Genomic DNA, 11,392 nt, shown 5'->3' with positions numbered 1-11,392 from the left:
GAGGATCAGAAAGCTTGTTTGAATCGATGTATTTCATCCGCAGATTATGCACGAATGCTAAGAAATCCGGAGTGCAAATATTAACCAAAAAGAAGATCGTTTTTTGATTTATGAAAGAGATCTATTGTCGGCAGTGTCCGCGAAGGTCGCACGGCAATTAAAATTGCCAACTGGCTACTTTCAGAAATCGAAAGCTATGACTACAGTACCGTAGAAACTGAAATTGTCGATTTAAAAGAATGGGATCTGCCAATTTTTGCAGGCGCACATCCGCCTTTAACAGGCATTTATGACCAACCCAAGCAGCAAGCATGGGCAGATAAAATCGCGCAAGGCGACGCATTTATTTTCATTAGCCCTGAATACAACCACGGCTACAGCCCTGCACTCAAAAATGCGTTGGATTACCTCGGTAAAGAATGGGGCGGAAAACCTGCGGCATACGTTAGCTATGGTGGCACCAATGGTTCACGTTCAATTGATCAAATTCGCCAAGTGGCAACCCAATTGGGCTTAATCGACAGTAATGCTGTGGTTGAAATTCGTGACATTTTCACGCGTAATCAAGCAGATAAATTCGAACCGAATGAATTTGATAACAAAGCGGTTAAAGCGATTTTCAAAAAATTACTGCAATATGTGAGTGCTTAATTATTGCCGTTCGCGTGATAAATGCCGCCTTTTGTAGGTTCAGGCTTACATTATTTTCGGCAGATGGCAGCTATACGCCATGCATCATCCACGATAAAGTTAAAACATACAGAGACAGGACCTCACTGAACATAAAACAACAATGATAAGACTAAGCAGGAAGCTTACGGTAGGACAGGAGTTATACCGCTAGAATGAATCTGAAAAAGCCTCGACAGGATGTCGGGGCTTTTTTCATTTCAAATGCTGCACAAGTGTAGCTCTAACATGAGCCATAACCAAACTCAGGGCAATGGCTCATTACATCTCACCCAATCGGATGCGATTACTTTTTAGAGCTTTCCACAATTAAACGCGTCACCAAGTACAAACGCGGTACGATAGAATCCGTCAAAATATATTCTGCTTTATCTGAATGTAATCCATCTCCAGACATGCCGATTCCTTCAATGATCGCGGCTTTCGAACTAACCCCAGCAAAAGCGGCATCGGTACCACCACCCCAAGCGGTCGTTTCAACTTTCATCGGCAGCTTTAATTCGTTTGTGTAAATCTGCTGGGCTGTCGCGGCCAATTTTTTGGCTTGTGGACTGGCTTCTAAAGGTGGTCGACGGACTTCAAATTTGACCTCGACCTGACTTTCCGCCAATTTTTTGGTTTTGACTTTTTGCTTCAAAGTTTTTTCCAACTCAGCAAAATCTTGTGGTTTTAAGGAACGAGCATCTGCCTGCGCTGTCGCATGGTCAGGAATCACATTTCGGGTTTTTCCAGCCGTCGCAACAGTCCAATTCAGCTTTAAACCCGTTTTCGAATTGGATAGATTTTCCAGTTGTTGAATCTGAAAAGCCAGTTCTGTCAAGGCATTGACCCCTGCTTCAGGTTTTACCCCCGCATGCGAACCCCGCCCCTTAATATCTAAATAAGCCGCACCAATCCCACTGGTGGCTAACATCAAGCTTCCCTCTAAACCACCGGTTTCAAAGGAGAGGACAACATCCTGATTTTGAGCCGTATCCATAATCAATTGGCGCGAGCCGGGTGAACTGATTTCTTCATCTGAATTAATTAATACCGTAATGGTGCCGTAATCTTGGTACTTCAGCTGTTTCAGCATATCCAAAACATGAATCACTGCAGCAACACCTTGCTTGTCATCCAAAATACCCAAGCCATAGGCTTTATTACCGTCTATGCGAAACGGTTGACCTTGTAATTGGCCCTTTTGATACACCGTATCGTTATGCGCCAACAACATAATGTTCGTTTGACCTTTGCCTTTTAGTACCGCTTTTACAATCGGCCCTGTCTGATCTGGCGCACCATCGAGTTTCATGATGTCTTTGGGCTGAATCACGTTCACCTCAGCCCCTGTGGCTTTTAATTGCTCTGCGACCACCTTGGCAATTTGATTCAAACCCTCAATATCTTTACTGCCAGATTCAATATTGACCAAGGTTTTCAAGGTTTCTAAATAACTTTGCTTTTGACTTTCTGCAATTTTCTTAATCTCTTGTGGAGATGCTGCCCAACTTGCTGAAGCACTAAGCGCAATGACGCAGCCTAATGCGAGCTGAAGTTTTGATGTCGTCCGTTGTTGTGTAAGTGTTCTTAGCATCGATCTTATTCCCTGTTTATTTTTCATTATGAATTTTTAATGTCTGATAAATTAGTTCACCATTCAACCAATTAATCGCAAAAATATGTAACACCGCTGATGAAGATTATAATCACATCAAAACCAGCTTCCTGCTGTTTTAAAAGCGGTTTAGATCAATATGGATACATAGATCTAACGATCGAGAGCCTAGTTACTATGCAATGCCTTGAAGAAACGGTCAGAATGAAAATTTAAGTGTTGTACGTTTTGGCTTACATTAGATGCGGATAATAGACACTATTCACGTTATTGGATTACTTTTAAATTAAGGTCATACAGCGACAGGATGTCACTGAACATAAAACAACAATGATAAGACAATGAGCAGGAAGCTTAACGGTAGGACAGGAGTTATACCGCTAGAATGAATCCGAAAAAGCCTCGACAGGATGTCGGGGCTTTTTTCGTTTAGGCGATGTGAAAGCAACATTCCATGTATTTGCACAGACTAAACATCCACCTGAAAACCTAACTCGACATCACAGGCGGCTTGACCACCTCGTATCCCCCAATTTTCTAGAGGGCTTTCACGTAATGTTATGATGATATGGTCGGCTGGAATGCCAAATTCCACCAAATTATGCACCAACATTTGATATAACTTACGCTTGGTTGCTACGGTTCGTCCCGCAAAGCAATCGATGGTGATATGTGTAAAGCGCTCAGGCTGCGTCAAATGATCAAACACCTGAAACCGATGTGGCGCATGCACTTTCAAACGCATATTGCGGTCATATGAAGGTAGTTGAAAACTCTGTTGTAAGGCGTCAAAGACAGCATTCATCAGCTGTTGTTCTTGTTCTATGCTGTATTGCATCCGTATATCGATTTGTGTTGCAGGCATGCGCGAAAACTCATTGTTGTTATTTAGATCACTACACTAGCAGGATTTAGCGACGTTCTGCTGTAGGCATTTACCTACAGCGCTTGCAGTATTTACGCCTATGGCCTCAACAGCAACGCGCCTATAGTAAGAACATACAGAGACAGGATGTCTTGCAATAAAAATAAATAATGCACATGCAGCAGGAACGCTGATCGGTATGACAGGAGTCATATCTTTAGAATGAATCTAAAAAGCCCTCGATAGGATGCATATTCTTGCCCAATTGGACACTTGATAGTATATCGTACTGGACACAGATTCTTCTTTTAATTGGACACTCTTATTTTCAGACACTCTTTGCATCTAAAACGAAATTTAAACGAAAAAAGTAAAATGATTCCTATGAAAAAAGCGGTTATTGCACTGAGTTGCTTAAGTATACTTTTGATGGCCTGTTCCTCGCTTCTTAATCTAAGTATTCAGAATTCACTAAAAGAAGTGAGAACATCAAAATTCCTAAAAAATGAAGATAAAACAAAAAACATTGGTGGGATTGATGCAAATAGTAATGGTGTGCGTGATGATATTGAGGGATACATAAAGCTCAAATATGGGAATAACCCTGAATTTGTTAGCGTATATATGCAGTATGCACAAGAATTACGAAGAAAGCTGACTTTGGCTAGTGATGATCGTGAGGTCTATCGTAGAGCGTCACACGAAGTTAGTAGAAAAATGGTTTGTGCTGCGGAAATTGACTATAAAGTTGAGCCTGAAAAAATGTATCGGGACACAATGATCATTTATGCCCTGTCGGTGAATACCAAGCAACGTAAGGCTGAAAGTAATCGTATTAGCTCGTTGGTGAGTGGCATGGTATTCACATTACCAACTGAGGAACACTGCAAAATTAATGAATACGTTTATTAAAGTGTCCAACTTAAAAAAGAATGGGTGTCCAAATACTTATTGATTTTGCAATAGGATGTCGAGGGCTTTTTTCATGTCGTCATTCATTCAGAGATCGCACTCTATTCGTCGAAAAATCGCAATTTATCAACAATACTTACATCGCAACAGTAAAACTGTACTTATAATCGGCAGAGAATTTAGACAGAATAACGGCTGCGAGTTCAGCAGCTCGAACTGTCAGCGCTTAGGGATTAGGCGACAACAATAAAAATTGAATTAAAAAATTAGAGAATGACCTATGCAATTGCAACAGCAACAACTGAATAGTTTTACCCGCATTTTTCATGCCGCTCCAGAACACAATAGCCCACAAGATCTTGCACAATATATTGGCGCGCATCGACAAGAGCTTTTACAACAAATCCATGAAAATGGCATCTTACTGTTTCGTGGTTTTAACATCGAGCAACCCGAACAATTTAACCAACTGATTGAACAATATTTTCAGTTTACCCCATGGAATGCTTTTAACCCCAATATGCCCAGCTGGGTTGCATCTTGGATGCGAAAATACAGCGAGAACTTGCTCGGTGCTGGCGACTACCGTCGTTATATAGACCGCAACACAGTGCAATTGGGTCCAGTCGAAAACTCGGTACAAGGCCCGCATGTTGAAGGCGGAGTACGCTCAGAACGCTCGCGTTATATCGCCTTATTTTGTCAGGAACCTTCGACGTATTTGGCAGAAACAGGATTTAATAACTTAGAGCAGATTTGGGAGCGTTTTCCGAAACATCTACAGGAAAAATATCTCGGTGCATGGAACCATTTTTCTTATGTCTCAGCGCGCGAGGTAGGGCTATTTGACCGGTTATTGCTGAAAAAGAGCCCGTTTAGTTTAGAGATTCGACAAGATAAAAAAGCCAAACTGACTTTACAGCGTTCGCCACTGGTGATTCATCACCCCGATACAAAAAAGCATGTGATTCAGCCGTGGGCTTTTGCCAATAATACCAATCCATTTGCCCATCAGGCGGCCAAAAATTGCTTTGAAAATCGCGGGGACATTGAAATTGATTCGACGGCGGACGGCATGCAGCTGACTTGGGAAATTTACACGCCAGAAGGTCAACAAATTGAATGGAGCGATGCGGAAAAGCAGCAATTTTTTGATGCGATGTATAAAGATGCACTGCTTTTGCAGTGGCAAAAGGGTGATGTTGCTATTGTCGATAATATTAAAATTGCGCATTGGCGAATGAATGGAGAACAAGGAAATCGTAAATTAATTCAAATTCAAGCCAATGCATTTAATGCCGATGAGCACTATGCGGCTTAGCTGACGGATTTAAAATTCGTGCAGGCCTGTCTGTGAGAAGCCCCGTAGGGGCTTTTTTTTATTTTTTAGCCGCTATTTTGGCTCAATTTTGAATAACCATGCTTTTTCACCGTCCTCAATCCCCCAAATGGCGCCATCTTTGGCTTCAATCAAGCCACGGACCCGCTGTTTCATGTCGATGCGCTGGATTTCTGTTGCCGGTTGATGTGTTGTATCCACAATCACGATTGCTTGAGACGACAAACCACCAATCAGCGCTTTATTTTTCCACAAGGGGAACTTTTGCCCTTGGTAAAACATCAAACTCGACGGTGAAATCACCAGTGTCCAGCTGATGGCAGGCGCTTCAAATTCAGGTCGCGTATGATGATCAGGAATCGGCTGATCATCATAATGATCGCCATTCGACACATGCGGATAGCCATAGTTTTTCCCACGCTGCACAAGATTTAACTCATCGCCGCCTTTCGGTCCCATTTCGGCCACCCAAAGCTGCTGTTTTGCATCAAATGCCATGCCTAAAGGATTACGGTGCCCGAAGCTCCAGACTTGCTTGGCAACTTCGCCTTGGGTCTGAAATGGATTATCTGCAGCAGGCGTTCCATCACTATTTAAGCGCAGCACTTTACCCAAATTTGACTGCAAATCTTGTGCAGGATCAAACTTCTGACGTTCGCCCGAACTCACCCATAATTTTCCATCTGTTCCAAATTGCATACGGTGTGAATAATGGCCTTGACCTTCTACTTTTGGAATTTGCCTCCAAATGATTATTCGCTGTTTTAAACTTGGCGCAGCTTCATTGAGGTTTAATGTGGCTTTTTCGATGACAGCGCCATAACCGCCCTGTCCTGCTTCTGCATAGCTCAGGTATATTTGATGATTTTTTTCAAACTGCGGATCAAGTGCAATATCACCTAAGCCGCCTTGTCCGCCATAGGCAACTTTGGGAAGGTTTTTCACCTGTATTTTCTGCTGGTTTTGCGGATTAAAGATGATCAGCTGACCTTTTCTTTCAGTCAGCAATAAACGTCCGTCTGTAAGCGGCTGGATGGCCCAAGGTTCATTAAATTGAGCGATTTTTTGTATTTTAAAGCGCTGTTCTTGCTGGATTTGTGCCGAATTTTGAGTTTGGCTTGGTGTTTGATCTTGTGCTGTAGATGCAGTGTTTTCTGCATAGCATGCGGCTGTCATCAAGATGCCGACGATGAGGCTAGGCGTTCGAAAATATTGTATACATTGTTTCATTTACTGTTCCCTTCCCTTTTATAATCATTTGATTCTAATCAATTAATCAGATGATTTTTCTTTGGAAAGGTAACAGAATAATTTTGTACGTTTTGGCTTACATGGCATGCAGAAAATTGCTGCTATTCAATTTATTCAAACAGGCCTAATCTACAGTTATCAGGAGACAGGAAGTTTCCGAAACATAAAACAATAACAATAAGTTTCTGCATCAGGACGTGAGATATGACATGGAGTTGTATCTAAAATACGAAATACGAAGAAAACCCCAACAGGATGTTGGGGTTTTCTTTTTCTAGCTGATTTTTAAAAGTTCGCTCTAATCTAGAACTTTCGCATAACATCTCTGTCAAAACTTCTTACAGTTTCCTGCGAAATTATTACATACCCAAATCCGTCAGCTTGTTAGCGTGGTAGACAATCCTCATTGCAAGGAGTCAATCATGACTTTAAAAGCTTTAGTGATAACTTCAAATGTCGGTGTTGAACATGACGAGCTGATCCAACCATTAAATTATTTAAATGAAAAGGGAATTGAAGCCATTCATGCCGCTATTAAACATGCGGTTGTCCAGACAGTAAAAGCAGACAAAAAGGTCGAAGCTGAAGTCCAACCCAATGCCCAATTGAGCAGCGTAAATGCTGAAGACTATGACGTGTTAGTAATTCCGGGCGGAACTGTCAATGCAGATCATCTACGGATCGATGAAGATGCACTGCGACTTATTCAAAACTTTGCTGACCATCAAAAACCTATTGCTGCAATTTGTCATGGTCCTTGGGCGCTCATTAATGCTGAACGAATTCGTGATAAAACTCTGACGTCTTATAAAAGTATTCGTTTGGATTTGGAAAATGCGGGTGCACATTGGGTCGATGAGCAGGTGCACCGCTGTAATACGGGTGGTTGGGTGCTTATTACTTCTCGTTGTCCAGATGACTTGCCTGCGTTTAATCAAGCGATTCAGCAGGAGCTTGAGCAACAACAACAACAACAACAACAACAACAACAACAACAACAACAACAACAACAATAATACTAAAATGAAAATACCCGCATATTGCATGCGGGTATTTTATAATGTTGATTCATAAAATATATGGCTTACAAATTTTTTAAGTAAGCTACCACATCATCATTGCCTGCCATTTCTGCAAGCTCTAATGCTGTGTATTGGGTCTTATGCTGTACATTTGCACCTTTCTCTACCAACAGCTTCACGACGTCTAAATAGCCGTTTTCCGATGCTGCATGCAGTGCACTATAGCCTTCTTCATCGGCAGTGTTTACGTCTGTGCCATTCGCTAAAGATTTTTCGACTTCTGCAAGTTCACCTAAAGATGACCAGTACACCAGTTCAGGTAGATGCAGCTCTTCATCGTCTTCAGGGATTGGGGAGATGGAATTGAGTTTCACTTATGCTCACCTTTTAAAAGATTATTTCGAGATAATAAATAGCTTTCCAAATGATTTTGAAAAATTATATTAATATTATGTGTACATTCTAAAATTTCATTCCAACTCCATTCAGGATACTTTGTATCTTGCTCCGTGATTTGAAAAGTGAACTTTCCATTATTAAAATTTTTTGGATCAATTCCATCCCAAATATGTGCATCTGAAAAATGGATATAACTACACAAATTTTTATATACATTTTTGCCCAAGGATGGTTTTTAGACAAAATATCAGCAAGATAGCTATCCGTTAAGTTATTACCTAATTTATCTTTGAATTTGCTTACACTCTCTCCTTGCAATATTTTTTGGACAAACTGATCTATATTTTCTACATACCAGAATGCTTGAAACCGTAAGACCGTATCCAAATGGACTCTAAGTAAACAACGAGTAGCATTCATATTTCTAGAATGAATAAGCGTACTGAGTCCATTAATATTTCCATAACTACGTTTTACTGCACCTAACATATAGAAATCGGATAAATACATATTAGGATTATCTTCAAATAGACGTTTTATAAAATTTTTTAAATTTTCTTTATCTTCATTTAATAAACTTTCTAATTCCTCTGCTTCCATTAAAAATACCAAATCTCTGATTTTAATTAAGAAATTAGTACTAAATATATAACTAAGTTTTCTAAATATTAAGTTGTTAGAGAAAAAAAATTCCTATATCTACAAAAGAAAGCCCCCTTTCGGAGGCTTTTCTTTTTAAAGAATAACAACTTAAGCTTTGGCTGTAGTTGCCTCTTTAACATCAATTTTATCACTGTCGTTTTCATGCATGATCAATGCAACCGCGATCGCAGTAATCAGTACAGGTAAACCCACCGCCATAAAGTTGAAATGCGCAGGTAAGTTCATACCAAGCAAACCACCAATCAGAATCGGCCCTACAATCGCACCCATACGACCAATGGCAGAAGACCAACCAATACCTGTCGAACGTACAGCAAGTGGGTAATACTGCGCCACATAGCTGTACAGCAGCATTTGCGAACCAATAGACGCAGCACCTGCCAAGAACACCAAGATGTATAGCAAGAACTGATTCGATTGGAAGCCCATCAAGCTCATCACAATCGCGCCCATCATACCCAAAACCATCAGCACAGGTTTTAAATGGAAACGGTCAGCCAAAATACCACCGCCAACAATACCCACAACTGCGCCCACGTTCATGACCATCATGAACATTAAGCTGTTATCCATAGAATAACCGGCTGCCATCATCAGTTTTGGTAACCAGCTGCTTAGCGCATACATGGTCAATAGGCACGTAAAGAACGCCACCCAAAACAGCAATGTATTTACGGCACGACCACGGCGGAACAAACTCACCACGTTAGCAGCTTCAGGCACGCTTTCCTGCGGTAAAGTGAACACTGTATTTTCGGTTACTTTCACTTCAGGTGCTAAGCGCTTCACGATACTGCGGGCTTTTTCCTGTTTGTTTTCTTTCACCATAAATGCCAAAGATTCTGGTAAAAATCTCCAAATCACTGGTAAAAGGAAAAGTGGAATACCTGCAATAAAGAACATGATTTGCCAACCAAAGTCAGGGGTGAACCATGAACCTAAAAGTGCCGCCATCACACCACCGACTGCATAACCACTAAACATCGTCGTTACTAGTGTGCTACGCATCTTCTGCGGCGCGTATTCCGACGTTAAAGCCACAAGGTTAGGCATTACACCGCCAATCCCTAAACCAGCCAAGAAACGCAAAATACCAAATTCTGTTGGATTCGACGCAAAACCACCAGCAAAGGTCAAACCACTAAATAAAACGATACAGATCATGATGACTTTTTTACGGCCAATCTTATCTGCTAAAGAACCAAAGAACATGGCACCAAACATCATGCCTGCGAGCGCAGTACTAGCAAGCATCCCCGCTTGCATTGCACTTAAGCCCCAGTCTTGCATCAATAATGGTAAAACCACGCCATTAATCGCTAAATCGTAGCCATCAAATAAAATAATCAATAAGCACCAAGCCACTACATTGAAGTGGAACGGGGTAAATTTAGCCTTATCGACTACAGAATTTATGTCTATTTTTTCCGTTGTCATCGTTCTCATCTCCCATGAGTACTTGTCCATAACATTCATTGAATTTTTAAGTAAAATTCAACAGCCACGGAATATACGGAACAGTGTTTTCTAGGGATATTAGACGTATGTTTAATAAATCTAGTCTCTTATAAGTACATGTTAATTGTGTTATTTTTCATGCTTTAGTTTAATTATTAAACATTATCAATATATGATTATTTAACTTCTTTTTTTAAATAATAATGTCCTTGTTTTTAGGTCTAATTCTTCTATTCTTTCATTCAACTTCAGAACGACACACCATCATTTATTTCTATCTTTAGTTTAGAAAAATTTTAAATGTCTAAAAAACAAACGAAAATATATCTTTAGAAAAGTTCGTTTGAACACTCTAGATCGTTTTAAATACCTTGATAGCGCTGAGATTAAGCAATCACCAGCTTACAGCGAAATCCACGAGACGCATAATATGACTGTGCGCCATTATGGTAGCTAAATACATGATCATAACGTCGGTCACAAAACAGTGCCCCACCCTTTTGCCGAATATCTGCTGGCGTCACGATCCAGCTCGAAGTATTTAAATCGAAATGAAAAACTTGCTGTATCGCTCGATAGTCCTCTTCTGTAAGCAGCTGAGCACCGATGTCTCGAACCATGTCTATTACGTTATTTTTGGGAGGATGATCCTTCCGATTCTCCAAGGCATTACGGTCATAACATAAGCGTCGTCTAGGCTTTGGCGACTCTAAGCTGCAATCATAAAATATCAGGTCATGAGATTGCCGATTCAGCCTCACAATATCTGGCTCACCCCCTGTTTTTTCCATTTCGATTACAGTTTTTAGTTTTGAGGGCTGTGCAATCAATTGTTTTTTAACATCATCCCAAAGTAATTCTGGATGACGCTGCATATTTGCCTCAAAGCGTTGCTGCAATATCTCTAAAATAGAGACTTCATTGAGATCTTGGAGCATTTGCACATCCTATTGTTTTTATACATTGGAGACTGAACTTCACTATAAAGAATATAGACTCACCTTGATGTAAATTTTTAGCGCTGTTTAGCCGTATTATTTTTAAATATCTATCATTTCCCAGTTTGTCTTTCTGCTTTTCTTATTATTTTTTTCTTCCCTTTTCATCACGCATAAAAAAACACCCCCTGACTAGTGCAGGGGGTGTTTCGAATAATGAGCTGGCGATGACTTACTCTCACATGGGTAACCCCACAC

At 40.6% G+C, this 11,392-nt stretch carries 11 protein-coding genes; 4 read left to right on the top strand and 7 right to left on the bottom strand.

Annotation, left to right across the window (positions count from 1 at the left end; genetic code table 11):
- Positions 1-123: 123 nt before the first annotated feature.
- Positions 124-651, top strand: a complete 528-nt coding sequence (locus FTU06_RS16115; protein WP_180147587.1) for an NAD(P)H-dependent oxidoreductase — start codon at positions 124-126, stop codon at positions 649-651.
- A 325-nt stretch (positions 652-976) separates the two neighbouring features.
- On the opposite strand, the gene FTU06_RS16110 is transcribed toward FTU06_RS16115, so the two are convergent.
- Together FTU06_RS16110 and FTU06_RS16105 are read right to left on the bottom strand one after the other, a co-directional pair.
- Positions 977-2,266: a glutamate carboxypeptidase gene (locus tag FTU06_RS16110; protein ID WP_180147585.1), complete on the bottom strand. Its 1,290-nt coding sequence runs from the start codon at positions 2,264-2,266 to the stop codon at positions 977-979.
- A gap of 490 nt (positions 2,267-2,756) precedes the next feature.
- On the bottom strand, positions 2,757-3,152 hold the full coding sequence (locus FTU06_RS16105; protein ID WP_180147583.1) for a tautomerase family protein: 396 nt from the start codon (positions 3,150-3,152) through the stop codon (positions 2,757-2,759).
- Positions 3,153-3,536: 384 nt separating this feature from the next.
- On the opposite strand from FTU06_RS16105, the gene FTU06_RS16100 reads away from it, so the two are divergent.
- Positions 3,537-4,064 carry a hypothetical protein gene (locus FTU06_RS16100; protein ID WP_180051166.1) on the top strand — a complete coding sequence of 176 codons (528 nt, stop codon included), beginning with the start codon at positions 3,537-3,539 and terminating at the stop codon, positions 4,062-4,064.
- Between the two features lie 280 nt (positions 4,065-4,344).
- Positions 4,345-5,385 carry a TauD/TfdA family dioxygenase gene (locus FTU06_RS16095; protein ID WP_180147581.1) on the top strand — a complete coding sequence of 347 codons (1,041 nt, stop codon included), beginning with the start codon at positions 4,345-4,347 and terminating at the stop codon, positions 5,383-5,385.
- Between the two features lie 72 nt (positions 5,386-5,457).
- Here the strand turns inward: FTU06_RS16095 and FTU06_RS16090 are convergent, their stop codons facing one another.
- Positions 5,458-6,633, bottom strand: a complete 1,176-nt coding sequence (locus FTU06_RS16090; RefSeq protein WP_180147579.1) for a PQQ-dependent sugar dehydrogenase — start codon at positions 6,631-6,633, stop codon at positions 5,458-5,460.
- 443 nt (positions 6,634-7,076) lie between these two features.
- Here FTU06_RS16090 and FTU06_RS16085 point away from each other — a divergent pair, with 443 nt between their 5' ends.
- Positions 7,077-7,670 carry a type 1 glutamine amidotransferase domain-containing protein gene (locus tag FTU06_RS16085; protein ID WP_180147577.1) on the top strand — a complete coding sequence of 198 codons (594 nt, stop codon included), beginning with the start codon at positions 7,077-7,079 and terminating at the stop codon, positions 7,668-7,670.
- A 68-nt stretch (positions 7,671-7,738) separates the two neighbouring features.
- Here FTU06_RS16085 and FTU06_RS16080 read toward each other — a convergent pair whose 3' ends face one another.
- The 4 genes from FTU06_RS16080 to FTU06_RS16065 form a co-directional block, all read right to left on the bottom strand.
- On the bottom strand, positions 7,739-8,050 hold the full coding sequence (locus FTU06_RS16080; protein WP_180147575.1) for an ankyrin repeat domain-containing protein: 312 nt from the start codon (positions 8,048-8,050) through the stop codon (positions 7,739-7,741).
- Between the two features lie 88 nt (positions 8,051-8,138).
- Positions 8,139-8,675 carry a hypothetical protein gene (locus FTU06_RS16075; protein ID WP_180147573.1) on the bottom strand — a complete coding sequence of 179 codons (537 nt, stop codon included), beginning with the start codon at positions 8,673-8,675 and terminating at the stop codon, positions 8,139-8,141.
- A 150-nt stretch (positions 8,676-8,825) separates the two neighbouring features.
- Positions 8,826-10,175: an aromatic acid/H+ symport family MFS transporter gene (locus tag FTU06_RS16070; RefSeq protein ID WP_180147571.1), complete on the bottom strand. Its 1,350-nt coding sequence runs from the start codon at positions 10,173-10,175 to the stop codon at positions 8,826-8,828.
- A gap of 407 nt (positions 10,176-10,582) precedes the next feature.
- Positions 10,583-11,134, bottom strand: coding sequence for a DUF4256 domain-containing protein (locus tag FTU06_RS16065; protein ID WP_180147569.1), 552 nt, complete (start codon positions 11,132-11,134; stop codon positions 10,583-10,585).
- Between the last annotated feature and the right edge of the window lie 258 nt (positions 11,135-11,392).

This window comes from Acinetobacter sp. YH12052, assembly GCF_013419835.1.
GTDB lineage: Bacteria > Pseudomonadota > Gammaproteobacteria > Pseudomonadales > Moraxellaceae > Acinetobacter > Acinetobacter amyesii.
This window is presented reverse-complemented; position numbering and strand designations above follow the sequence as displayed.

What these genes read in the sequence shown, in the direction of transcription:
- FTU06_RS16110 (WP_180147585.1), bottom strand. Translation starts at nt 2,266, where the DNA reads ATGCTAAGAACACTTACACAACAACGGACGACATCAAAACTTCAGCTC.
- FTU06_RS16105 (WP_180147583.1), bottom strand. Translation starts at nt 3,152, where the DNA reads ATGCCTGCAACACAAATCGATATACGGATGCAATACAGCATAGAACAA.
- FTU06_RS16100 (WP_180051166.1), top strand. Translation starts at nt 3,537, where the DNA reads ATGAAAAAAGCGGTTATTGCACTGAGTTGCTTAAGTATACTTTTGATG.
- FTU06_RS16095 (WP_180147581.1), top strand. Translation starts at nt 4,345, where the DNA reads ATGCAATTGCAACAGCAACAACTGAATAGTTTTACCCGCATTTTTCAT.
- FTU06_RS16090 (WP_180147579.1), bottom strand. Translation starts at nt 6,633, where the DNA reads ATGAAACAATGTATACAATATTTTCGAACGCCTAGCCTCATCGTCGGC.
- FTU06_RS16085 (WP_180147577.1), top strand. Translation starts at nt 7,077, where the DNA reads ATGACTTTAAAAGCTTTAGTGATAACTTCAAATGTCGGTGTTGAACAT.
- FTU06_RS16075 (WP_180147573.1), bottom strand. Translation starts at nt 8,675, where the DNA reads ATGGAAGCAGAGGAATTAGAAAGTTTATTAAATGAAGATAAAGAAAAT.
- FTU06_RS16070 (WP_180147571.1), bottom strand. Translation starts at nt 10,175, where the DNA reads ATGACAACGGAAAAAATAGACATAAATTCTGTAGTCGATAAGGCTAAA.
- FTU06_RS16065 (WP_180147569.1), bottom strand. Translation starts at nt 11,134, where the DNA reads ATGCTCCAAGATCTCAATGAAGTCTCTATTTTAGAGATATTGCAGCAA.